Annotated in this window: 20 protein-coding genes; 12 read left to right on the top strand and 8 right to left on the bottom strand. The window is 67.6% G+C overall.

Annotated elements, in window-relative coordinates:
- Positions 1-16 precede the first annotated feature (16 nt).
- The 9 genes from rplI (at position 17) to MWN34_RS00605 (ending at position 10,143) form a co-directional block, all read left to right on the top strand.
- Positions 17-583: a 50S ribosomal protein L9 gene (gene rplI / locus MWN34_RS00645; RefSeq protein WP_247025700.1), complete on the top strand. Its 567-nt coding sequence runs from the start codon at positions 17-19 to the stop codon at positions 581-583.
- Positions 584-780: 197 nt separating this feature from the next.
- Positions 781-2,040, top strand: a complete 1,260-nt coding sequence (locus MWN34_RS00640; RefSeq protein WP_247025699.1) for a cyclopropane fatty acid synthase — start codon at positions 781-783, stop codon at positions 2,038-2,040.
- Positions 2,041-2,367: 327 nt separating this feature from the next.
- On the top strand, positions 2,368-3,855 hold the full coding sequence (locus tag MWN34_RS00635) for a replicative DNA helicase (protein WP_247025698.1): 1,488 nt from the start codon (positions 2,368-2,370) through the stop codon (positions 3,853-3,855).
- Positions 3,856-3,895: 40 nt separating this feature from the next.
- A complete protein-coding gene (gene alr / locus MWN34_RS00630; protein WP_247025697.1) occupies positions 3,896-5,023 on the top strand; it encodes an alanine racemase in 1,128 nt (375 codons plus the stop codon).
- A gap of 72 nt (positions 5,024-5,095) precedes the next feature.
- Complete coding sequence (gene radA, locus MWN34_RS00625; protein WP_247025696.1) at positions 5,096-6,511, top strand: DNA repair protein RadA; 1,416 nt, start codon at positions 5,096-5,098, stop codon at positions 6,509-6,511.
- A 105-nt stretch (positions 6,512-6,616) separates the two neighbouring features.
- On the top strand, positions 6,617-7,189 hold the full coding sequence (locus tag MWN34_RS00620) for a CvpA family protein (protein ID WP_247025695.1): 573 nt from the start codon (positions 6,617-6,619) through the stop codon (positions 7,187-7,189).
- Positions 7,190-7,399: 210 nt separating this feature from the next.
- Positions 7,400-8,890: an amidophosphoribosyltransferase gene (gene purF, locus MWN34_RS00615; protein WP_247026110.1), complete on the top strand. Its 1,491-nt coding sequence runs from the start codon at positions 7,400-7,402 to the stop codon at positions 8,888-8,890.
- 25 nt (positions 8,891-8,915) lie between these two features.
- The gene (locus tag MWN34_RS00610) at positions 8,916-9,332 is read left to right on the top strand and encodes a VOC family protein (RefSeq protein ID WP_247025694.1); all 417 of its coding nucleotides are present in this window, start codon (positions 8,916-8,918) and stop codon (positions 9,330-9,332) included.
- A 31-nt stretch (positions 9,333-9,363) separates the two neighbouring features.
- Complete coding sequence (locus MWN34_RS00605) at positions 9,364-10,143, top strand: SDR family NAD(P)-dependent oxidoreductase (RefSeq protein ID WP_247025693.1); 780 nt, start codon at positions 9,364-9,366, stop codon at positions 10,141-10,143.
- A 30-nt stretch (positions 10,144-10,173) separates the two neighbouring features.
- Here the strand turns inward: MWN34_RS00605 and der are convergent, their stop codons facing one another.
- From der to MWN34_RS00580, 5 genes are all read right to left on the bottom strand, one after another.
- Complete coding sequence (gene der / locus MWN34_RS00600) at positions 10,174-11,529, bottom strand: ribosome biogenesis GTPase Der (protein ID WP_247025692.1); 1,356 nt, start codon at positions 11,527-11,529, stop codon at positions 10,174-10,176.
- Positions 11,530-11,593: 64 nt separating this feature from the next.
- Positions 11,594-11,884 (bottom strand): hypothetical protein, encoded by a 291-nt coding sequence (locus MWN34_RS00595; protein ID WP_247025691.1) that lies wholly within the window; start codon positions 11,882-11,884, stop codon positions 11,594-11,596.
- A gap of 11 nt (positions 11,885-11,895) precedes the next feature.
- On the bottom strand, positions 11,896-12,864 hold the full coding sequence (locus tag MWN34_RS00590; RefSeq protein WP_247025690.1) for a tetratricopeptide repeat protein: 969 nt from the start codon (positions 12,862-12,864) through the stop codon (positions 11,896-11,898).
- Between the two features lie 147 nt (positions 12,865-13,011).
- Complete coding sequence (panB, locus tag MWN34_RS00585) at positions 13,012-13,836, bottom strand: 3-methyl-2-oxobutanoate hydroxymethyltransferase (RefSeq protein WP_247025689.1); 825 nt, start codon at positions 13,834-13,836, stop codon at positions 13,012-13,014.
- A gap of 49 nt (positions 13,837-13,885) precedes the next feature.
- Positions 13,886-14,458, bottom strand: coding sequence for an NnrU family protein (locus MWN34_RS00580; protein ID WP_247025688.1), 573 nt, complete (start codon positions 14,456-14,458; stop codon positions 13,886-13,888).
- A 300-nt stretch (positions 14,459-14,758) separates the two neighbouring features.
- Between MWN34_RS00580 and MWN34_RS00575 the strand changes: the two genes are divergently transcribed.
- On the top strand, positions 14,759-15,940 hold the full coding sequence (locus tag MWN34_RS00575; protein WP_247025687.1) for a GGDEF domain-containing protein: 1,182 nt from the start codon (positions 14,759-14,761) through the stop codon (positions 15,938-15,940).
- Here MWN34_RS00575 and MWN34_RS00570 read toward each other — a convergent pair.
- From MWN34_RS00570 to MWN34_RS00560, 3 genes are all read right to left on the bottom strand, one after another.
- Entirely contained in the window at positions 15,912-17,543 is a 1,632-nt protein-coding gene (locus MWN34_RS00570; protein ID WP_247025686.1) for a peptide chain release factor 3, read from the bottom strand. The genes MWN34_RS00575 and MWN34_RS00570 overlap by 29 nt on opposite strands.
- A 119-nt stretch (positions 17,544-17,662) precedes the next feature.
- On the bottom strand, positions 17,663-18,016 hold the full coding sequence (locus MWN34_RS00565; protein WP_247025685.1) for an ArsC family reductase: 354 nt from the start codon (positions 18,014-18,016) through the stop codon (positions 17,663-17,665).
- Positions 18,013-18,840 (bottom strand): DUF72 domain-containing protein, encoded by an 828-nt coding sequence (locus tag MWN34_RS00560; protein WP_247025684.1) that lies wholly within the window; start codon positions 18,838-18,840, stop codon positions 18,013-18,015. Before MWN34_RS00560 ends, MWN34_RS00565 begins: the two co-directional genes overlap by 4 nt.
- 438 nt (positions 18,841-19,278) lie before the next feature.
- On the opposite strand from MWN34_RS00560, the gene MWN34_RS00555 reads away from it, so the two are divergent.
- Both MWN34_RS00555 and MWN34_RS00550 read left to right on the top strand, forming a co-directional pair.
- On the top strand, positions 19,279-21,510 hold the full coding sequence (locus tag MWN34_RS00555) for a TonB-dependent hemoglobin/transferrin/lactoferrin family receptor (RefSeq protein WP_247025683.1): 2,232 nt from the start codon (positions 19,279-19,281) through the stop codon (positions 21,508-21,510).
- A gap of 106 nt (positions 21,511-21,616) precedes the next feature.
- Positions 21,617-22,204: a biliverdin-producing heme oxygenase gene (locus MWN34_RS00550; protein WP_247025682.1), complete on the top strand. Its 588-nt coding sequence runs from the start codon at positions 21,617-21,619 to the stop codon at positions 22,202-22,204.
- Positions 22,205-22,548 lie beyond the last annotated feature (344 nt).

The following is a 22,548-nucleotide window of genomic DNA, read 5'->3' as shown; positions in this document are numbered from 1 at the left end:
ACCAGGAGATACGAACATGGAAGTCATTCTGCTTGAACGGGTCGCCAAGCTCGGCCAGATGGGCGAAGTGGTGCGCGTGAAGGACGGCTTTGCCCGCAACTTCCTGCTGCCCGCCGGCAAGGCGCTGCGCGCGACCAAGGAAAACAAGGGGCGCTTCGAGGGCATGAAGGCCCAGCTCGAAGCCCGCAACCTCGAGCTCAAGAACGAGGCGGCGAAGGTCGGCGAGAGCCTGAACGGCACCGAGGTCGTGCTCGTCCGCCAGGCCGGCGAGACCGGCATCCTCTATGGTTCGGTGTCGACCCGTGACCTCGCCGAGGCGCTGACCGCCGCCGGCTTCACCGTCGCCCGCCAGCAGATCGTCCTCAACCACCCGATCAAGACGATCGGCGTGCACGAGGTGCCGGTTTCCCTGCACCCGGAAGTCGAAGTGACCGTGAAGGCGAACGTCGCCCGCAGCGCCGAGGAAGCCTCCCGCCAGTCCCGCGGCGAGGATCTCTCCATGATCCGCGACGACGAGGACGAGGACGAGACCAACGAGGAAGCGGCCGAGGAGGCCGAGGTCGAGGCCGACGAGCAGGCCTGATCGCCTTTACTTTAGGTTATTCGACAAAATGCGAAGCCCGGCCGGTCCTCGGCCGGGCTTTTTCGCGTTTTCCGGGTCTTCCCGTCCGTTGCGGTAAGCATCATATTATGATGCAATCGCTTTAAGCAGTGATCCCTTTGCCATTACTTTGAGCAGGTGCCTGGCCTCGTTTGAGACCAAGAAGGTGGAGGCGGCCGATGGAACGGTTGCTTGCGGCAGTGCTGAACCGGGTTGTCCGGACCGGCAATCTGACGGTGACGCTGGCATCAGGCCAGCAGTGTTCCTTCGGGGACGGCTCGGGGCCCCCGATCGCCATCCGCTTTGTCTGTCCGAAATGGCAACGCGCCGTTGCCCTCGACCCAGAACTCAAGCTCGGCGAGGCCTATACCGATGGTGGCGTCGTCGTTGAGCAGGGTTCTATCGCCGATCTTCTGGCGGTGCTGATGGCGCAGGTCGGCCTCAAGCCGCCAGGCGTCAGCGCCAAGGGCCTGTCCTGGCTGCGCTTCATGGCGCGCCGGCTCGCCCAGTTCAATCCGCCCCGCCGCTCCCGCCGGAACGTTGCGCATCACTATGATCTGGACGCTCGGCTCTACGCGCTCTTCCTGGATGCCGACAAGCAGTATTCCTGCGCCTATTTCGAGCATCCCGGCCAGTCGCTGGACGATGCCCAGCTCGCCAAGCGCCGGCATATTGCCGCCAAGCTGCTGCTGGATCGCCCGGAGCTTCGGGTGCTCGACATCGGCTGCGGCTGGGGCGGGCTCGGGCTGTATCTGGCACAGAACGCCGGTGCAAACGTCACCGGGGTGACGCTGTCCGAGGAACAGCTCGCCGTCGCCAAGGGACGCGCGGAAGAGGCCGGATTGACCGGGAACGCCGAATTCCGGCTGCAGGACTACCGCGCAACGCCGGGCCCCTTTGATCGCATCGTCTCGGTGGGCATGTTCGAGCATGTCGGCATCGGTCATTTCGATACCTATTTCCAGCGCATCGCCGAATTGCTGACCGATGACGGCGTCGCCCTCGTCCACGCCATAGGGCGCTCGGAAGGGCCGGGCATCACCAATCCCTGGATCGCCCGCTACATCTTCCCCGGCGGCTACATCCCCGCACTGTCCGAGGTACTGCCCGCCATCGAGAAGGCGGGCCTTTATGTCACCGACATCGAGATCCTGCGCCTGCATTATGCCGAAACGCTGAAATGCTGGCGCGAGCGGTTCATGGCCCATGCCGAGGAGGCGGAGCGGCTCTATGACGAGCGCTTCGTCCGGCTGTGGGAATTCTATCTCGCCGCCTCGGAGATGGCATTCCGCCACCAGGGCATGATGGTGTTTCAGGTGCAACTCGCCCGGAAGGAAGGCGTGGTGCCAATGACGCGCAGCTATATCGCGGAGGCCGAGACGAAGCTGAAGCGGACAGAGATGCGCAACCGGCCCGGTCTGCGCCTCGCGGGAGAATAGCCGCCGATCCGAATCGCAAAGCCTGGGCTCGCCGTTGCGGCCCTCGGTTTTTTTGCTTGCGTTCTTCATTTGTTCTGACATTGAATAGGCGCAACCTATCCGGAACCCCGCGGACACACAGTAGCGACAGGACCCGGCGGACCGCTTCATGAGCCAGCGCCCTTGCGGCGAAACGGCTTTCCCTGAGTCAAGCGATGCCTGCCCTTTTGCACGCCTTCCACATGCAAGACTTCTCTGCCGCCTGTCCGGGCGATTGGGCGGCTTTCGGATTCGACTCTGCCGTCGCGACGGCCTTACCTGTGGGCCTGACACCCGGAGCCGTGGACGATGCTCGACAAGCCTGCCACCCAGCCGGCCGAAACTGGCGCGGCCTATCGCACCGCCCCGCACAATGTCGAGGCGGAGCAGGCGCTGCTGGGCGCCATTCTCGTGAACAACGAGGCGTTCTATCGCGTCTCCGACTTCCTTGAGCCGCGCCACTTCTTCGAGCCGATCCACGCCAAGATCTACGAGACCGCGGGCACGCTGGTCCGCGCCGGCAAGGTGGCGACTCCGGTCACGCTGAAAACCTTCCTGCCCGCCGATTTCGACCTCGCCGGCCTCACCGCGCCGCAATATCTGGCCCGGCTTGCCGCCGAGGCGACCACCATCATCAATGCCGAGGATTACGGCCGCACGATCTACGATCTCTCGGTGCGTCGCGACCTGATCCAGATCGGCGAGGAGATCGTGAACGAGGCCTTCGAGGCCCCGATCGATTCCACCCCGCAGGAGCAGATCGAGGAAGCCGAGAAGCGGCTCTATTCGCTCGCCGAGACCGGCCGCTACGATGGCGGCTTCGTGCGCTTCAACGATGCGCTGGTCGAGGCCGTGGACATGGCGAGCCGGGCGTTCCAGCGCGCCGGCCACCTTTCGGGCATCGCCACCGGAATGGACCGCCTCGACGAGAAGATGGGCGGGCTCCAGCCATCCGACCTCATCGTGCTGGCCGGCCGCCCCGGCATGGGCAAGACCGCGCTCGCCACCAACATCGCCTACAACATCGCCGCCGCCTATCGCGGCGAGGTGCAGCCGGACGGCTCCACCAAGACAGCGGATGGCGGCATCGTCGGCTTCTTCTCGCTGGAAATGTCGGCCGAGCAGCTCGCCACCCGTATTCTCGCCGAGCAGACCGAGATCCCGTCCTACAAGATCCGCCGGGGCGACATCTCAGAGAGCGAGTTCAACAAGCTCGCCGCCGGCGCGCAGATGATGCAGGTGACGCCACTCTATATCGACGATACCGGCGGCATCTCCATCGCCCAGCTGCGCGCCCGCGCCCGCCGGCTGAAGCGCCAGCGCGGCCTCGACTTCATGGTGGTGGACTATCTTCAGCTGCTCTCCGGCTCGTCGAAGCGCGCTTCGGAAGGCCGCGTGCAGGAAATCACCGAGATCACCACCGGCCTGAAGGCGCTGGCCAAGGAACTTGCCGTGCCGATCATGGCGCTGTCGCAGCTGTCCCGACAGGTGGAATCGCGTGACGACAAGCGCCCGCAGCTCTCGGACCTGCGCGAATCCGGCTCCATCGAGCAGGATGCCGACGTGGTGCTCTTCGTGTTCCGCGAGGAATATTACCTGAAGGGCAAGGAGCCCAAGGAAGGCACGGAAGAGTGGTTCAAGTGGGAAACCGACCTCAAATCGGTGCAGGGCACGGCCGAGGTCATCATCGGCAAGCAGCGCCACGGCCCCACCGGCACCGTGAAGCTGGCCTTCGAGGCGCAGTACACCCGCTTCTCCTCGCTGGCGAACGAGGACTTCCTGCCGCCGCAGGAGTGACGGCAGGAGTGACGGCAGGAACGACGCCAAGAGTGACAGCATGAGCGAGCGAATCCCGACCATCCCGATCGAAGAGACCGGCGGCCGGCTGACCGTCGACGGCACGGCCCTCGCTGAAAACTATCGCGAGATCGCCGCCCGCGTGGCGCCGGCCCAGTGCGCCGCAGTGCTGAAGGCCGATGCCTATGGCGTCGGACTGGAGCCGGCCGCCGCCACCTTCTGGCGTGCCGGGGCGCGCGTGTTCTTCGTTGCCCTGCCCATCGAAGGGCGGCGCCTTCGCACGGCACTGCCGGATGCGACCATCTATGTGCTGAACGGCCTGTTCGAAGGCTCCGAACCGGTGTTCGGGACCCATGATCTTCGTCCGGTTCTCGGCAGCGTCGAGGAGATTGCGCGCTGGGAAGCGTTCTGCGCCGCACAGGGCGAAGCGCTGCCGGCGGCGGTCCATGTCGATACCGGCATGAACCGGCTGGGCCTCGCGCCGGCCGAGGCGATTGGCCTTGCCGACCGGCGGAACGAAGTCGGCTTCACGCTGGCTTTGCTGCTCAGCCACCTCGCCTGCGCCGACGAGCCGCTGCATCCTTTGACCGCTCGTCAGCTCGAGGATTTCCAGGCCATTGCCGCGCTGTTCCCCGGCGTGCCGGCTTCGCTCGCCAATTCCGCCGGCGCGCTCGGCGACCGCGCGCTGCATTTCGATCTCGTTCGTCCCGGCATCGCGCTCTATGGCGGGCGGGCCCGCGCCGACCAGCTTCCGCTGCGCCCGGTGGTCACGCTGGAATTGAGGATCGCGCAGATCCGCACCGTGCATGAGGGAGAAGCGGTGGGCTATGGCGCGGCCGAAAGGGTGCGTCGCCTCAGCCGGGTCGCCGTTCTGTCCGCCGGCTATGCCGACGGCCTGCCGCGTTTTGCCGGCGGCAGCGATCTCAAGCGCGGCGCCTGCGTCCTCGTCGCCGGCCGGCGCTGCCCGCTGGTCGGCCGCATCTCGATGGACCTGCTCGCCGTCGACATCACCGATGTGCCGGAAGACGATGTTCACGCAGGCGATTTCGTCACTGCGCTCGGCGGCGGCATTGGAGTGGACGACTGGGCGGTGCATGGCGGCACGATCGGATATGAAGTGCTGACCTCGCTTGGCCGGCGCTATCACCGGGTCTGGCGCGAGGACTGATCCCTCGGGCGGCGTCGCGGGCGCCCTGCTCCGTCCTCCCGCCGTTCATTCCTTCTTCATTCGAGACACGCCTTGGCCAAACGTCCCAACGCCTTCATCTGCCAGATCTGCGGCGCCGCCTATCCACGCTGGCAAGGCAAATGCGATGCCTGCGGCGCCTGGAACAGCATCGCCGAGGAGCAGAACGCCCAGGCCGCTCTCCCCGCCGCCCAGCGCACCGACCGCAAGGGCAGGGTCTTTCCGCTGGAAGGCCTCTCCGGCGCCAGCGAGGACGCCCCGCGCACGGTCGCCGGCATCGCCGAGTTCGACCGGGTGACCGGCGGCGGGCTGGTGCCGGGTTCGGTGCTGCTCATCGGCGGCGATCCGGGCATCGGCAAGTCCACCCTGCTCATCCAGGCCTCGGCGGCGCTGGCGGCGCGCGGCCACCGGGTCATTTATGTCTCGGGCGAGGAGGCGGTCGCACAAGTCCGGCTGCGCGCCGGCCGGCTCGGCCTGTCCGATGCGGCGGTGGAGCTTGCATCGGAAACCAATGTCGAGGACATCGTCGCCACCCTCTCCGCCGGCCGCAGCCCGGCACTGGTTGTGGTCGATTCGATCCAGACCATGTGGACGGAGAGCGTCGAATCCGCGCCCGGCACCGTCACCCAGGTGCGCACCTCGGCACAGATCCTGATCCGCTATGCCAAGAAGGCCGGCGCTGCGGTGATCCTGGTTGGCCATGTCACCAAGGACGGCCAGATCGCCGGCCCGCGTGTGGTCGAGCACATGGTGGACGCGGTGCTCTCCTTCGAGGGCGACGGCGCGCACCGCTTCCGCATCCTGCGCGCACAGAAGAACCGCTTCGGCCCGACCGACGAGATCGGCGTGTTCGAGATGACCGGGCTCGGCCTGCGCGAAGTCGCCAACCCCTCCGAACTCTTTCTTGCCAATCGCGACCGCTCGGCACCGGGCACCTCGGTCTATGCCGGCATGGAGGGCACGCGCCCGGTGCTGGTGGAAATTCAGGCGCTCGTGGTGCCCACCAGCCTCGGCACGCCGCGCCGCGCCGTTGTGGGGTGGGATCCCAGCCGCCTCTCCATGGTGCTCGCGGTGCTGGAAGCACGTTGCGGCGTGAAGCTCGGCGGCCATGACGTGCATCTCAATGTCGCCGGCGGCTTCCGCATCTCCGAGCCGGCGGCCGATCTTGCGGTGGCAGCGGCCCTGGTGTCCTCGCTCACCGGCGCCGTGCTGCCCGCGGAAAGCGTCTATTTCGGCGAGCTCAGCCTTACCGGCGCGATCCGGCCGGTCGCCCACACGGTGGCGCGGCTGAAGGAGGCGGCCAAGCTCGGCTTCAAGGGCGCCGTGGTGCCGCCGCTGCTCGCCAGCGATCCCCCGCCCGGCGAGGCCAGCCTCGCGATCCGCCCGGCGGCGACGCTGGCCGATCTCGTCGCCGGCATCGCGGCGCGCGCCCCGCGCCGCGCTCCACAGAAGGCGGCAGAAGAGGCGTGACGGGTGCGGTGGGGCACGCTATACCTCGCCCGCCCTCGCCTCCGGCGCCGTTGAGGATTCGCCTCGATCCCCCCGGCCCGTCCCGCCCTGCTTCACACCAGGTGGATGTCCTTGACGCTGCTCGATATCATCCTTCTCGCCGTCATGCTGATCTCCGGCCTTCTGGCGATGGTGCGAGGCTTCGTGCGCGAGGTGTTCGCGATCGCGTCGTGGCTGATCGCGGCGGTGGTGACGCTGTACGCCTATCCCCACGTCCTGCCCTTCGCAAAGCAGCATATCAGCCAAGACACGGTTGCAATGATCGCAGCCGCCGGCGGCGTCTTCGTGGTGACCCTCATCATCGTGTCCATCATCACCGTGCGCATCTCGGATGCGGTGCTGGACAGCCGGATCGGGGCGCTGGACCGCACGCTGGGCTTCATTTTCGGCCTGGCGCGCGGCTTTCTCATCATGGTTGTGGCGTTCCTGTTCTTCAACTGGTTGTCCCAGAACGAGCAGGGCCAGCCCTCCTGGATTCGCGATGCCCGCTCGCGGGTGGTCTTGCAAAGCGGGGGCAACTGGCTCATCTCCATCCTGCCGGATGATCCCGAGGGCCTGATCCGCGAATTCAAGGGCTCCAAGGATACCGACGCCGAGCCGCCGCCGGAGCCGACCGCTCCCACGCAGCCCGCGCAATGATGTGAGCCGCCGCAACGTCATCGTTTCGGCGGTTTCTGTCTTTACGACCCGCTGGAGCGCTTTCCGTGAACGTTGTATGACGTTTGCGTTGCGGAAACGCTCCGGTTACCTGGAGCGCGAGCCTTTTTCGTCCGCAGGATCGGGAGGGGCTCAAGGGAGCACGCGCAGCCGCCGGACTGCGCACGGACCGGAGGTCCCATGACGTACGCGATGGTTGATGACGCTCAGGTGAAAGCGGCCTGCGGCGATGCTGCGACGTTCGATCCTTATGGCGACACGCTGCGCGAGGAATGCGGCGTGTTCGGCGTCTATGGCCACCCGGACGCCGCGGCGATCACCGCGCTCGGCCTCCACGCCCTGCAGCATCGCGGCCAGGAAGCCACCGGGATCACCACCTTCGACGGCCAGCGCTTCCACTCCGAGCGTCGCCTCGGCCTCGTCGGCGACGCCTTCTCCGACGCCGAGGTCATCAAGCGCCTGCCGGGGCAGATCGCCATCGGCCATGTGCGCTATTCCACGACCGGCGCCACCATCCTGCGCAATGTCCAGCCGCTCTTCGCGGAGCTCGACGGCGGCGGCTTCGCCATCGCCCATAACGGCAACCTCACCAACGGCCTGACGCTGCGCCGCCAGCTGATCCGCGACGGTGCCATCTGCCAGTCGACTTCCGACACCGAGGTGATGCTCCACCTCGTCGCCCGCTCCAAGAAGCCGCGCTTCACCGAGCGCTTCATCGAGGCGCTGCGGCATCTCGAAGGCGCCTATGCCTTTGTCGGCCTCACCAACAAGAAGCTGGTGGGCGCGCGCGATCCGCTCGGCATCCGCCCGCTGGTGCTCGGCGAGCTGGACGGGCACCCGATCCTCACCTCCGAGACCTGCGCGCTCGACATCATCGGCGCCCGCTATGTGCGCGACGTCGAGCCGGGCGAGGTGATCGTCTTCTCCTCCGACAAGGTCGAGACTCTGCGCCCCTTCCCGCAGGTGGCCCCGCGCCCCTGCATCTTCGAGTACATCTATTTCGCCCGGCCGGATTCGATCGTCGGCGGCCGTTCGGTCTACCAGGTCCGCAAGACCATGGGCATGCAGCTCGCCTCCGAGTCGCCGGCCGATGCCGACGTGGTGGTGCCGGTTCCGGATTCCGGCGTGCCGGCGGCCATCGGCTATGCGCAGGCCTCCGGCATTCCCTACGAACTCGGCATCATCCGCAACCACTATGTGGGCCGCACCTTCATCCAGCCGACCCAGTCGATCCGCGACCAGGGCGTGCGCATGAAGCACTCGGCCAACCGCGCGGTGGTCGAGGGCAAGCGCATCGTGCTGATCGACGACAGCCTGGTTCGTGGGACGACGTCAGTGAAAATCGTGCGCATGATGCGCGAGGCCGGCGCCCGCGAGGTTCATTTCCGCATCTCGTCGCCGCCGATCACCCACCCGGACTATTACGGCATCGACACCCCGGACCGCGACAAGTTGCTCGCCGCCACCCACGATCTGGAAGGCATGCGCCGCTACATCGGCGCCGACAGCCTCGCCTTCCTCTCGGTGGACGGCATCTATCGCGCCATGGGCTTCGAGGGTCGCGACCCGGTGCGCCCGCAATTCACCGATCACTGCTTCACCGGCGAATACCCGACCCCGCTCACCGACCGTGACGGCGAGGTGCCGGTGCGCCAGCTCTCGCTGCTGGCGGAGGCGAGCTGAACGCGGCGCCACGCAGGAGGCGGGCATGGTCGAACAGCGTGAATGGCATCGCGGCCGGCTGATCGACCATATCCAGCTCGTGGTAAGCGACCTGCCGGCGTGCCGGCTATTCTACGGCGCCATCTTCAAGGCCCTCGGCGTCCCGGTGAGCGACGGCGAGGGCGCTTTCTTTTGCGACGAGCTCTTCGTCAGCGCCGGCACGCCGACCACCGGCCGGACCCACCTCGCCTTCCAGGCGGCGAACGAGGCCACCGTGCGCCGCTTCTACGCGGCGGCGCTTGCGGCCGGCGGACGCGACAATGACGAACCGGGGCTGCGCGACCATCATCCCGGCTATTACGCCGCCTTCGTGCTCGACCCCGAAGGCAACAATATCGAGGCCGTCTATCATGGCCCGCACCGACGCTCCGCGCCGTCGGTCGTGATGTCGGCTTCCAACTGATCTTCCAGACGCCCCCAAGAGAGGACGCCGCATGAACGACGCCCCCACCCCTGACGCCAACCAAACCTTGCTCCATCCCCTCACCGGCCGCTACGCGCTGGTCACCGGCGCCACCCGCGGCATCGGGCAGGCGACCGCCGTGGCGCTGGCGAAGGCCGGTGCGCATGTCATCGCCATCGGGCGCACCTCCGGCGCGCTGGAGGAACTGGACGACGCGATCACCGAGGCCGGTTCCTCCGCCACGCTGGTGCCGATGGACGTGAAGGATTTCGAGGCGATCGACCGGCTGGGCGGCGCGCTCTATGAGCGGTTCGGCCGGCTGGACGTGTTCATCGGCAATGCCGGCATCCTGGGGCCGATGACGCCGCTGGCGCAGGTCGAGCCGAAGGAATGGGACGACATCGTCGCCATCAACCTCACCGCCAACTACCGGCTGGTGCGCTCGCTGGACCCCTTGCTGCGGCTCTCGACGGCCGGGCGCGCGGTCCTCGTCTCATCCGGCGCGGCGCACAAGGCGCGGGCCTATTGGGGGCCCTATGCGGTCACCAAGGCGGCGGTGGAGGTTCTGGCGCGTACCTGGGCGGCGGAAACGGCCAATCTCTCGAACCTGCGCGTCAACCTGCTCAATCCCGGCCCGGTGCGCACCCGGATGCGGGCCAAGGCGTTCCCCAGCGAGGATCCGGAAACCCTGCCGACGCCGGACGAGGTAGCGGAGGCGATCCTCGCGCTGTGCCTGCCCTCCTTCGAGGAGACGGGCCGGCTTTACGACTTCCCAACGCGGCGGCTGGTGGATTTCCACCTGCCGGGCTGAACAGGGGAACGGAGGAGGGCGCGCCTGCCCTCACTCCTTCTCGGCGTAGGGGTTGTCCTTTTCGCGCAGCGTGATGCGGATCGGCACGCCGGGCAGGTCGAAGGTGGTGCGCAGGCCGTTGGTGAGGTAGCGCAGATAGCTCTCCGGTAGCGCATCGGCGCGCGAGCAGAACAGCACGAAGCTCGGCGGCCGGCTCTTGGGCTGGGTGATGTAGCGCAGCTTGATGCGGCGGCCGGACACCGCCGGTGGCGGATGCTCGCCGGTGGTCTCGGTCAGCCAGCGGTTGAGCGGGTTGGTGGCGATGCGCCGGTTCCAGACCTCATGCGCCTTCGCCACCGCCTGCACGAGGTGATCGAGCCCGTGCCCGGTGAGGCCGGAGACCAGCACCACCGGCATGCCCCTGGCCTGCGGCAGCCAGTGGTCGGCCTCCTCGCGCATGCGGGAGAGGAAGCCGCCCTCCCCGCGCACAAGGTCGGATTTCGAGATCGCCAGCACCAGCGCCCGGCCCTCGCGCAGCACGAGGTCGGCGATGCGCAGATCCTGCTCCTCGAAGGGGTGGGTGGCGTCCATCATCACCACCACCACCTCGGCAAAGCGGGCGGCGCGGATGCCGTCGGCGACGGAGAGCTTCTCCAGCTTGTCGTCGACGCGGGCGCGCTTGCGCATGCCGGCCGTGTCGAACACCTTCAGCGGAATGCCCGCGCGCTCCACTTCGACCGCGATGGAGTCGCGGGTGATGCCGGCCTCCGGGCCGGTGAGCAGCCGGTCTTCGCCGAGCAGGGCGTTGATGAGGGTGGACTTGCCGGCATTGGGCCGCCCAAGCACCGCGACGCGGATGCGCCGCTGGCCGCCCTCTTCCGGCTCCTCGCTTTCCTCGTCCGCCTCATCGTCGTCTGGAAACACCTCGCGCAGCGCGCGGAATAGATCGGCCATGCCCTCGCCATGCTCGGCCGAGATCGGCACCGGCTCGCCGAGGCCGAGGCCGAACGCCTCCATGAAGCCGGCCTCGCCCTGCCGGCCCTCGCTCTTGTTGGCGACGAGGATGGTGTGCTTGCCGGCGCGGCGCACCAGATCGGCAAAGACGCGGTCGGTCGGCGTCAGGCCGGAGCGGGCGTCGACCATGAACAGCAGCACGTCGGCATCGGCGATGGCGGCCTCGGTCTGGGCGCGCATCCGCGCCTCCAGGCTGTCGGCCTTGGCCTCCTCGAGACCGGCGGTGTCGATGATGCTGAACTGCAGGTGGCCAAGCTGCGCGTCGCCCTCGCGGCGGTCGCGGGTCACGCCGGGGCGGTCGTCGACGAGGGCGAGACGCTTGCCCACCAGCCGGTTGAACAGCGTCGACTTGCCGACATTGGGCCGGCCGACAATGGCAACGGTGAGGGACATGAGGAGAGCGCCTCCGCGCCCGTTCTGCCGCGCAAGAGGCGCGTGCTGGGTTGGGTGGGCCGTCTTACTGCGTCGTCACCGCGCCGCGCGGCGCGGCGCCACCGGCGGACGTATCCGGCGCGGGCGACATGGCCGGGTCGGGAATGGCGGAATTGGCCGGCTGCGGCGGCGGCGCGTTGTAGTCGACGCCGGGCACCCCCTCCGGGAAGACCGGCACGCGGGTGCCGGGCAGCTTCTTCTGCTTCGTGGCGAAGGGATTCAGTGCGTCCATCGATTCGCAGCCGGCGAGCGCGCCGGACAGGCTGATAAGCACACAGGCCAGGGCGAGACGACGCACCACGTGACGATTCGGCATGAGGTGTTGTCCTATTGCGGGGCGGCGGGCTGCGCGGCGGGCGAGCCCGGCGCAGGCGTGGCGGAAGGCGCTTCGGGCGCAGCTTCGGGCGCGGCCGAAGCCGGCTCGGCCGGCGATGGCAACGCGGGGACCGGCGGAGCGGCGGCCGGAGCGGCAGCGGCCGGATCATCCGGCATCGGAACGCCCGGCGCGGCATCGGACGCGGCACCATCAGCCGGCGGAGCCGGCTCCTCGCCGGGCATCGGCTGCGGCACGGGGAGCTGCAGCGACGGCTGCTCGGGCATCGGGACGGAAGGCGCCGGAGCGATGGTCGCGCTCGGCGGTGCATCCACCGCCGGACCGCCGGTGGCGAGCGAGCGCATCAGCTCCGCGCGCTGGCGTACCCCGGGAGGTGCCTCGGGATCGGCCAGGATGGATTCGAAGGTCTTGGCGGCCGCCGCCATGTCGCCCGCCCTGTACTGGGCGAGGCCGATGACTTCGCGGGCGGAGTCGCGCAGCGCGCCGGTATCGGTGCTGAGCGGGGCCATGCGCTGCTCGATCTCGGCGCGCGTGGCGGTGTCCACCAGCAGATAGCCCGCGCGGAGCTGCGCCACGTCGCGGGCCATCGCACTGAGCGAGGTGTCGGTGGCCAGCGCGTCATAGGCCGCGACGGCCTTGGCCTTGTCGGTGGTGGCGAGTTCGGCGGCGGCGCGGAAGCGGGCCAGCTCCCGGTAGCCGACGGTGCCGTCCTTCGCCAGCGCCTCGAAGGCCTCCGCCGCCTCGGCGTGCTTTCCGTCGGTGCTCAGCTTCAGCGCGGCGGCGAAGCGCGCGCCGGAGGCCTGCTCCTGCTTGAGCGTCCACCACTGGTAGCCGCTCCAGCCGGCCACCGCGAGCACGACGATCACGAAAAAGGCGACGATATAGGCACCGTAGCGGTTCCAGATCTTGCCCAGCCGCTCGCGCCGGAGATCCTCGTCGATCTCGTTGAAGATGTCTGCCATCGGTGGTCCGTACGCGCAAAGGAAAGGTTACGACCGTCCGTCCTCACGCTGCGCCAGCGTGGAAACGCGGTCCGTCAAGGGCGGGTAAATCATCGGTGCGGCCCGATCAAGGCAAATGTCCGCTCACCGGCCGCACCGGGCCGGGTCTCAGCTCGCCTTCTTGGTGGCGTAGACGTGTTCCGGGCCGGGGAAAGAGCGTGCGCGCACTTCGCTCGCGTAGCTTTCCACCGCCGCTCCGATGGCCGGGCCGATATCGGCGAACTTCTTGACGAAGCGGGGCACCCGGTCGGAAAGGCCGAGCATGTCCTCGAGCACCAGGATCTGCCCGTCGCAGGCGGACGAGCCGCCGATGCCGATGGTCGGGCAGGCCACCTCCTGCGTGATGGCCCGGGCCAGCGGTTCGGCCATCGCTTCCAGCACGATGGAGAAGGCACCCGCCTCGGCGATGGCGCGGGCGTCGTCGCGGATGATCTCCGCACCCGCCTCGTCACGCCCCAGCGCCTTGAAGGAGCCGAGGGTGTTGATGGCTTGCGGGGTGAGGCCGACATGGCCCATCACCGGCACGCCGCGATCGGCGAGGAAGCGCACGGTCTCCGCCATGCGGCGCCCGCCTTCCAGCTTCACCGCGCCGGCGCCGGTTTCCTTCAGCACCCGGGCCGCCGTCGCAAAGGCCTGCTGCGGCGAGCCCTCATAGGAGCCGAAGGGCAGGTCCACCACGACGAGCGCATGGGCCGATCCGCGCATCACGGCCTGTCCCTGCAGGATCATCATCTCCACCGTGACCGGCACCGTGGTCTCGAGCCCGTGCATCACCATGCCGAGCGAGTCGCCCACCAGGATGAAGTCGACATGGGGGTCGACCAGCCGGGCAGTGTGGGCATGGTAGGAGGTGAGCGAGACAATGGGCTCGCCGCCCTTGCGGGCGCGGATATCCGGCGCGGTAAGCCGGCGCACGGCAGACTGGATCGACATGGGGTCTCCTCGGGGCTTTGCCCTGCCGTCTTCTTGATTGAACGCCTGTTCAGACCGGAATCAGCGGCACCCGTACGACATAGGGGTGGAACAGGAAGACGAGCGCCGCATAAAGCACGAGACCGCCGAGAACCGCAACGACATCCCCGCCCCAGCCCTTCGGCGCGACCGGCAGCGGATCGCCCCGCCGCTTCACCGCGATGCGGTCATAGACGGCCCAGGCGAGGATGATGAGGAACAGGGTGAGCGAGGCCGCGTCGCCATTCACGAGGATATGAGCCAGCGCCCAGATCTTCACGGCCACCAGCAGCGGCTGCTTGAGCCATGCCCTGATGTGGCTCGGAACATAGGCCGACACCGCGGCGATGGAAGCAATCAGCATCAGCAGGAAGTTGACGTGCCGCATCGCCACCAGCGGATGATAGAGCTGGCGCGGCCCTTCCGAGCGCCATTCGCCGAAGCCGTAAGCCGTGATGAGCACGCCGAGCGTCGAGACGACGGCGTAGAGCAGCTTGTAGGGGCCCTCCCCGATCCGTGCGATCACCGCCGCCCGCGCCGCGCGGTTGGTGGTGAAGATGTGAGGGCCGAGGAAGAGCAGAAGGCCCACAAACATCATGATCATGGCGACACAGGCTCCAAGCATGGAAATGGCGCGCAGAAGCTAGAGAGATTCCAGCATGAATGCCACGGTGGCCGATGGAAAAGCCCGTGGCCCGGAGCAAAAAACCCTGCAGATTCCGTCGTTGCCGGGAGCGATACGGGTTTGGACGCCGAGCCAGTGGCCCTCGCGTCGAGAGCAGACTAGAATGGCCGCGCGTCCTCGCCCCGGGTCCGATGCTGCCGCGTCAAAGCGCACGCTCCCCATCCCGAACGATCGCCGCGATGGGCCATGCCGGCCTGCCCTCCGCCGCGGAACTGTCGAATGTTGCTCGACTACCCGTCATTGCTGGTTGCGATCGGCTTCTCCGCCGTGTGCCTGGTGGGAATCCTTCTCGCCTCGTGGATCGCCGCCCGCAGCGACGGTTTCCTGCTGACCTCGGCGGTTGGCATCGCCTTCGTGGTGCTCCATGTCCTGAGCTACCGTTATTATGTCGCGGACCCCGACCCATGGGTCGGTGTGCTGGCGATCGCGCTGCTGCTGAGCGCATTTTCGGTCCTGATGGCGACCGGACGGCAATTCCGCCTCGGCATCCCGCCCTGGCCGTCCGCCAGCCTCGCGGCGGGCCTCGGCATCCTCGTCACCGTGCCGCCCTTCTTCTTCGGCTATGACGGCCTGAGCTTCATGCTCTTCAATCTGGTTGCCGGCATCCTGCTGCTGCTCACGGCATGGGAATACTGGCAGGGCCGCGGGGAAGCTCCCCTGGCGGTGCTCACCATGTGCGGGCTCTATGCGGCCACCGCCTTCAGCTTCCTGCTGTGCGCGCTCGCACTGGGGCTGTCCGGCCGGTTCGCGCTCGGGGAAGCGCCCAACGGCATCGCCGAGATCATCAACGTCATCGTCAGCATCATCGGGGTGGCCGGCATCGGGGCGCTGACGCTGGCCCTCAACCAGTCCCGCCTCGCCCGCGCCCACCGGCAGGAGGCGATGACGGACCTGTTGACCGGCCTCGTGAACCGGCGCGCGCTGTTCGACCATGTACGCGACCATCCCCTGCATGGAGACGCCGCGATCGTGCTGTTCGACGTGGACCGCTTCAAGTCGATCAACGACCAGCACGGCCACGCGACCGGCGATCACGTGCTGGTCGCGTTCGGCGCGGCGTTGCAGGCAAACCTCGCCTTCGGGCAGATCGCCGCGCGCTATGGCGGGGAGGAGTTCGCGCTCATCCTGCGCGACATCGGCGTGGACACCGCGCTGCGCCAGGCAGAAGCCGTGCGCGCGGACTTCGCCGCCCGCGTCCGCGACGGGCTCGGGCTTACCTGCTCCGCCAGTGCCGGCATCGCCTTCGCCCAACCCAACGGCTATGATTTCGAAGCGACGCTGAACGCCGCCGACCAGATGCTCTACCAGGCCAAGCGCACCGGCCGCGACCGGGTGGCGGTCGCCAGCGCCCGGCTGGTGACCGTGGTGCCCTTTACGCCGCTGCCTTCTTCACGTCCTTGATGTCGGTGAAGACGATTCCCGGCCAGCGATCGCCCGTGTAGCCGATCATGAAGGCCGAGGAGGCAAGGAAGACCGGGTCGCCGTCGAGGTCTTCCGCCATGCCGGACCGATTGGCGGTGGCGAACTCGTCGAGCCGCTTCGGATCCTCGCAGGTCACCCAGCGGGCGAGCTGGAACTCGGAGCTGTCGAAGCCGATGTCGAGGCTGTATTCCGCCGAGAGCCGGTTCTTCAGCACGTCGAGCTGCAGCGGACCGACCACGCCCACCATCGCCGGCGAGCCGTCCGCCGGGCGGAACACCTGCACGACGCCTTCTTCGGCCATTTCCTGAAGCGCCTGCTTCAGCTTCTTGGCCTTCATCGCGTCGGCCAGCTTCACGCGGCGCAGGATTTCGGGGGCGAAGCTCGGCACGCCGACGAAGCTCAGTTCCTCGCCCTCGGTGAGCGTGTCACCGATGCGCAGCGAGCCGTGGTTCGGTATGCCCACCACGTCGCCGGCATAGGCTTCCTCCGCCAGCGCGCGGTCCTGCGCGAAGAAGAACTGGGGCGTCGCCAGGCTCATCTGCTTTCCGGTGCGCACCAGCTTCGCCTTCATGCCCCGCGTGAGCTTTCCCGAACAAAGCCTTGCGAAAGCGATACGATCACGATGGTTCGGATCCATGTTCGCCTGGATCTTGAACACGAAGGCGGACATGCGCGGCTCCGACGCCTCGACGGTGCGCCCCGCCGCCTGCTGAGCGCGCGGGCTAGGTGCGTTCGCGCCGAGGCCGTCCAGCAGGTCGCCGACGCCGAAATTGCGCAGCGCCGAGCCGAAGAAGACCGGCGTGAGGTGCCCCTCGCGGAAGGCGGCGAGATCGAAGGGGTTGCACGCATCCCTGACCAGCGCCAGTTCCTCGGCGGTCGCGGCGGCATCGACGCCGGGCGCGAGCTTCGCGATGGCGGCGGTGTCGGAGGGGTCGATCGGTTCGGAGAGCGGCGAGTGCCGGCCATCCGGGTCGATCAGGCGAACGCGCTGCCGGGTGAGGTCGAAGGTGCCGGCGAAGTCGCGGCCCCGCCCGATCGGCCAGGTGACCGGCGCGGTGTCGAGCGCAAGCGTCTTCTCGATCTCGTCCAGCAGGTCGAACGGATCGCGGGTTTCGCGGTCCATCTTGTTGATGAAGGTCAGGATCGGGATGTCGCGCAGCCGGCACACCTCGAACAGCTTGCGGGTGCGCGCCTCGATGCCCTTCGCCGCGTCGATCACCATGACCGCGGAATCCACCGCGGTGAGCGTGCGATAGGTGTCCTCCGAGAAGTCCTCGTGGCCCGGCGTGTCGAGCAGGTTGTAGACGAGGCCCTCATATTCGAAGGTCATCACCGAGGTGACGACCGAGATGCCACGCTCGCGCTCGATCGCCATCCAGTCGGAGCGGGTGTTGCGCCGCTCGGCCTTGGCCTTCACCTGCCCGGCGAGCTGGATCGCGCCGCCGAACAGCAGCAGCTTTTCGGTCAGCGTGGTCTTGCCCGCGTCCGGGTGCGAGATGATGGCAAAGGTGCGCCGCCGCGCGACCTCGCGTTCAAGCGGGGATGCGGCGTCGGTGGCAGGCGGTGTGGCAAGGGCGTCCATGGTCGCCGATGTGGCAGGGAAGCGCGGCAAGATCAAGGGCGCGACGTGCGGGCGGGCACGAAACGACGCGGGGCCGGCGCGGGCGGGCGGAGGGCGGCCCGAACGATGTCCGGCGCCCCTCAGCTCCCCGGAAACAGCGCCTCATATTGCCCCGGCTTGAAGCCGACGCTCACCGCCGCGCCGTTCTCCAGCACCGGACGCTTGATGACGGTAGGCTCGCGCAGCATCAGGGCCATGGCCTTCGGCTCGTCGATGTCCTGCCGGTCCGCCTCCGGCAGCTTGCGGAAGGTCGTGCCGGCCTTGTTGAGCAGCACCTCCCAACCGACCGCCTTCACCCAGCCGGCCAGCCGGTCGCGCTCCAGTCCCTCGGCACGGAAATCGTGGAAGCGGTAGGCGACGCCGTGCCCGTCCAGCCAGGCGCGGGCTTTCCGCACTGTGTCGCAGGTCTTGATGCCGTAGATCGTCACACTCATCGCGCCGTGTCCTCTGTCCCCGCCCGCTCGATCAGAGCCATGGCGGCCGCCGGGTTGCGGGCCTTGAACCCGGAGATGACATAGAGGAACACGTCGGGATGGGCAGCGACCTTGTGTGCCTCGTCCACCACGTTGAGCCCCTCCGGCCGCCGGCCGCCCGCCCACGCCTTCGCCCGCGCCGCCCAGGCGTCGAGCGCCGCCCCGGAATAGCCGGCCGCCTCGCCTTCCTGCGTGCCCATGATGCGCGCATAGACGAAGGGTGCCGTCACATCCGCGATCTGCGGGTGTTCGCTGTCGCCCGCCGTGATGATCGCCACGCCATGCGCGCGGGCCATGGCGACGAAGTCCGGCACCGCGAAGCTCGGATGGCGAACCTCGACGGCGTGGCGCAGCGCGCGGCCTTCATGGCTCTTCGGCAGCAGCTTGAGAAAGGCCTCGAAATCCGACGGGTCGAACGGCTTTGTCGGCATGAACTGCCAGTTGATCGGCCCGAGCTTCTCCTTCAGCTCCACGATGCCGCTGCCGATGAACTTCTCGATGGACGGCCCCGCCTCCGCCAGCACGCGGCGATTGGTGGCGAAGCGCGGGCCCTTCAGCGCGAAGACGAAGCCGTCCGGCGTCTCGGCGTGCCACCTGGCGAAGCTCTCCGGCTTCTGCGAACCGTAATAGGTGCCGTTGACCTCGATGGAGGTGAGATGCTGCGCGGCATATTCCAGCTCGCGCTTCTGCGGCAGCTTGTCGGGATAGAAGCTCCCGCGCCACGGCTCGAACACCCAGCCGCCTATGCCGATGCGGATGGTTCCGTCCGCGGTCTTCGTGCGCATGGCCGCCTGCTCCCTTTCTGAAGAGGCCGCTCCCCGGCCGGGCGGCGACTGTGCCGCTCCCGGCGGCAAGCGGCAAGCGGCGTTACGGCGAATCACGTAGGTCCACCGATGGCGGCCATGCGCCGGCCGCCGGCAAAATCCGTAACGAGCACGCGCTCTTCTTTATAATCGCTATGAACAGTTATTGACCTTGTTTTTGGAATAAATTTAATAATTCAATTCATGCCACAATTGCAAATGAGCAACACATGCCTTAGAGGAAAAATCGTTGATTTTGCTGGATTCTTTTGTTTTTAACTCTTACAAATCCAGTAATCGCTCATTTGACGTAAGGTTTTGACTTCCCTTAATCCTTCAGGAGGTAGCGGGCGGGGCGGTTCGCTGCGATGAAACGGACAGCTTGCCGCTGTCCGCTGAACGATCTGGGGATCCCGACCGATGAACGAGACCGTCCGCCGCGCGCCGGCGATGCCTTTCCGGATGAACGCCCGCAGCGCAGCCGCCCTCGGCGTGTCGCTCGCGGCGCTGGCGGTGGCCACGCCGGCCCTGGCGCAGCAGGCGACGACCGCCGCGCCCGCGGGCACCGCCGCCGCGGTTGTGGCCACCGACCAGTATATCGAGCTGGATCCCATCACGGTCATCGCGACCCGCATCCAGCAGACCTGGATCGACACCCTCGCGGCGGTCAGCGTGCGTCGTCCGGACGACATCCAGCAGCTCATGCCGACCACCACCGCCGACCTCTTCCGCGGCATGCCCGGCGTCACAGCCATCGAGAATCCCAATTCGACGCAGACCGCGATCAACATCCGCGGCCTGCAGGATTTCGGCCGCGTCGCGGTCATCGTCGACGGCGCCCGCCAGAACTTCACCCAGCTCGGGCACGGCAATGGCGCGGGCACCTTCTTCGTCGAGCCCGGCCTCATCTCCACGGTCGACGTGGTGCGCGGCCCGGTGTCGAACATCTATGGCTCGGGCGCCATCGGCGGCGTCGTGATGCTGCAGACCAAGGACGCCAACGACATCATCGCACCGGGCAAGACCTGGGGCATCGAGGCCAATGCCGAGGGTGGCAGCAACGGCCCGATGGGCTTCGGCTCGCTGTTCGGCGCCACCCGCATCGGCCAGAATGTCGACCTGTTCGTCGGCGGCACCTATCGAAGCCAGGACGACTTCAAGGACGGCAATGGCGACACCGTCCCCAATTCCGCCCATGACGACTGGACCGGAATCGCCAAGGTGACCGTGCGCCCGGCGGACTTCCACGAAGTGAAGCTGTCGTTCATGAACTATGACAGCAGCTACACCACGGCGAGCGAGGCGACCGCCACCTCGACGCAATATTCGACCGATGTGCAGAACACGACCGCCAGCGTGGCGTGGAACTATTCGAACCCCGACGACAACCTGTTCGACTGGCGCTCCAGCGTCTACTGGAACCGGGTCGACCAGGATCAGGTGAAGACCTTCGGCAGCTCGAATGCCATCACCGGCAAGGTCGGCGATCCGCGCAACTTCCAGATCGACACCGTCGGCTTCGACGCCAACAACACCTCGCGCTTCACCACCGGCTCGTGGGCACACGCCGTGACCTATGGCGGCGACTACTTCCACGACGACGTCGACAACACCGACAATTACGGCTTCGGCGCGGGCTACAACCCCTCGGGCGAGCGCGGCGTCGGTGGCGCCTTCGTGCAGCTCAAGTCGAACTACTCGACCTGGCTGGAGACCATCGCCGCCCTGCGCTACGACGCCTATTCCTTGAGCTCCGACAACAGCTCCGGCACCTCGGGCGACCGCTTCTCGCCCAAGTTCACGGTCGGCGTCACCCCGTGGGACTGGCTGACGGTCTATGCCACCTATGCGGAAGGCTATCGCGCCCCGTCGGTCACCGAGGCGCTCGTCTCCGGCGCGCATCCCGCCTTCTTCACCGGCGGCCTCACGCCGTTCTCCTTCGTGCCGAACCCGAACCTCAAGCCGGAAGTCGGCAAGAACAAGGAAATCGGCGTCAACATCAAGAAGGACGGCCTGTTCGTTGCCGGCGACAAGCTGCGCATCAAGGCGAACTACTATCAGAACGATGTCGACGACTATATCGAGCTGATGACCTTCGGCGATCCGGCCTGCATCTACTCGATGCGCGGCCGCTGCTACGCCTATAACAGCTATTCGCTGGCGCAGTACCAGAACGTCGACGAAGCCCGCCTGCGCGGTTTCGAGTTCGAGGGCAGCTACGACGCCCGCACCTGGTTCCTCGGCCTCGCCGGCCAGACCACCGACGGCAAGGTGACCGCGGGCGAGAATGTCGGCCAGCCGCTCTCCACCATTCCGCCGGACCAGATCTCGACCACCCTCGGCTTCCGCTTCCTCGACGAGAAGCTGACCATCGCCGCGCGCTGGACCGCGGTCGCCGCGATGAAGGCCTCCGACCTGCCGGACAGCTCGGTCTACGACCCGACCCCAAGCTTCAACATCGTCAGCCTCTATGCCGGCTACCAGTTCAACGAGAGCACGCTGCTCCGCTTCTCGGTGGAGAACCTTCTGGACGAGCAGTACACCCAGTACCAGAACTTCCTGCCGAGCGCGGGCCTGACCGTGAAGGCCGGCCTCACCGTGCGCTTCGGCGGCGGCGAGGTGGCCAGCGCCGCCCCGCTCATCACCAAGTGATAGCGCTGCAACCGCGGCGATGAAGTGACAGAGCGCCGGCGGCCGGGTATTCCTCTGCGGAATCCCGTCCGGCGGTGCGACGCCGATCCGATCCGAGAGACCGACCATGACCGTTGCCGCCGACACTCTCGCGCCGAGCCGCGCCAAGCGCTTCCGTGCCGCCACCCATGCGGCCCATGAACGCGTCGACAGCGCCGTGATGGCCGCACAACCCTTCGCGGCGCGCGAGAATTACGCCCGGTTCCTCCGCTTCCAGTACCGTCTGCACCGCCATGTCGAGGCGCTTTATGCCGATCCGGCCCTGCAGCCCTTCCTGCCGACGCTCGCCGAGCGCTCCCGCCTAGAGGCGCTGACGCGGGACTTCGCCGATCTGGGTCTGACGCTGCCGGAAGCGACCGACGGCCCTGCCCTGCCGCTGCCCGAAGCACTGGGCTGGCTCTATGTGGTGGAGGGCTCCAACATGGGCGCCGCCTTCCTCGCCAAGGAGGCCGCGAAGATCGGCCTTTCCGACGATTTCGGCGCCCGCCACCTCGCCGGTCACGCCGAAGGCCGCGGCCTGCACTGGCGCCGTTTCGTCGCCGGGCTCGACTCCGTGGACCTGTCGCCGGACGAGGACACCCGCGCCGAAGCCGCCGCCACCACCGCCTTCGACCATGTGCTGAAGCTGGTCAACGAGGAATGCGCCGCGCGCTGAGCCGACATTCGTCGACGCCGACCGATCCCGCCCGGCTCTGCGCCGGGCGTTTTCATTCCCCGGGCGCCGCTCCGGTTCTGGCATCGGCCGCGCCTCCACGCCCCGGCTGTCCTCCCGGAATGCACACCCCACCCGCCATCGCGGCCGGAGCGCGGCGCAGAGCCGGGATCGGCCGGCTTCCGCTTGCGATGACGATATGAGGGCTGCGAGGACGCTCTCCCATCCTCGTTCCACCCTCTCATCCCACGCCGGCACGGGGATGACTCCCCACGTCAAAGAGGCGGAGGGCCTGGCGGACATGACGGCGCGGAATGAGAACGACGATGCGGACCCGTCATGCGCGT

This window comes from Ancylobacter crimeensis (genome assembly GCF_023016805.1).
GTDB classification, from domain to species: Bacteria; Pseudomonadota; Alphaproteobacteria; order Rhizobiales; family Xanthobacteraceae; genus Ancylobacter; species Ancylobacter crimeensis.
This window is presented reverse-complemented; position numbering and strand designations above follow the sequence as displayed.

Bases quoted from the DNA above. Each gene is read 5' to 3' on its own strand.
- purF (WP_247026110.1), top strand. From the start codon at position 7,400: ATGGTTGATGACGCTCAGGTGAAAGCGGCCTGCGGCGATGCTGCGACG.
- rplI (WP_247025700.1), top strand. From the start codon at position 17: ATGGAAGTCATTCTGCTTGAACGGGTCGCCAAGCTCGGCCAGATGGGC.
- MWN34_RS00595 (WP_247025691.1), bottom strand. From the start codon at position 11,884: ATGCCGAATCGTCACGTGGTGCGTCGTCTCGCCCTGGCCTGTGTGCTT.
- MWN34_RS00565 (WP_247025685.1), bottom strand. From the start codon at position 18,016: ATGAGTGTGACGATCTACGGCATCAAGACCTGCGACACAGTGCGGAAA.
- MWN34_RS00575 (WP_247025687.1), top strand. From the start codon at position 14,759: ATGTTGCTCGACTACCCGTCATTGCTGGTTGCGATCGGCTTCTCCGCC.
- MWN34_RS00570 (WP_247025686.1), bottom strand. From the start codon at position 17,543: ATGGACGCCCTTGCCACACCGCCTGCCACCGACGCCGCATCCCCGCTT.
- alr (WP_247025697.1), top strand. From the start codon at position 3,896: ATGAGCGAGCGAATCCCGACCATCCCGATCGAAGAGACCGGCGGCCGG.
- MWN34_RS00590 (WP_247025690.1), bottom strand. From the start codon at position 12,864: ATGGCAGACATCTTCAACGAGATCGACGAGGATCTCCGGCGCGAGCGG.
- MWN34_RS00605 (WP_247025693.1), top strand. From the start codon at position 9,364: ATGAACGACGCCCCCACCCCTGACGCCAACCAAACCTTGCTCCATCCC.
- MWN34_RS00555 (WP_247025683.1), top strand. From the start codon at position 19,279: ATGAACGAGACCGTCCGCCGCGCGCCGGCGATGCCTTTCCGGATGAAC.
- MWN34_RS00640 (WP_247025699.1), top strand. From the start codon at position 781: ATGGAACGGTTGCTTGCGGCAGTGCTGAACCGGGTTGTCCGGACCGGC.
- MWN34_RS00635 (WP_247025698.1), top strand. From the start codon at position 2,368: ATGCTCGACAAGCCTGCCACCCAGCCGGCCGAAACTGGCGCGGCCTAT.
- MWN34_RS00580 (WP_247025688.1), bottom strand. From the start codon at position 14,458: ATGATCATGATGTTTGTGGGCCTTCTGCTCTTCCTCGGCCCTCACATC.
- MWN34_RS00550 (WP_247025682.1), top strand. From the start codon at position 21,617: ATGACCGTTGCCGCCGACACTCTCGCGCCGAGCCGCGCCAAGCGCTTC.
- der (WP_247025692.1), bottom strand. From the start codon at position 11,529: ATGTCCCTCACCGTTGCCATTGTCGGCCGGCCCAATGTCGGCAAGTCG.
- panB (WP_247025689.1), bottom strand. From the start codon at position 13,836: ATGTCGATCCAGTCTGCCGTGCGCCGGCTTACCGCGCCGGATATCCGC.
- MWN34_RS00560 (WP_247025684.1), bottom strand. From the start codon at position 18,840: ATGCGCACGAAGACCGCGGACGGAACCATCCGCATCGGCATAGGCGGC.
- MWN34_RS00610 (WP_247025694.1), top strand. From the start codon at position 8,916: ATGGTCGAACAGCGTGAATGGCATCGCGGCCGGCTGATCGACCATATC.
- MWN34_RS00620 (WP_247025695.1), top strand. From the start codon at position 6,617: ATGTCCTTGACGCTGCTCGATATCATCCTTCTCGCCGTCATGCTGATC.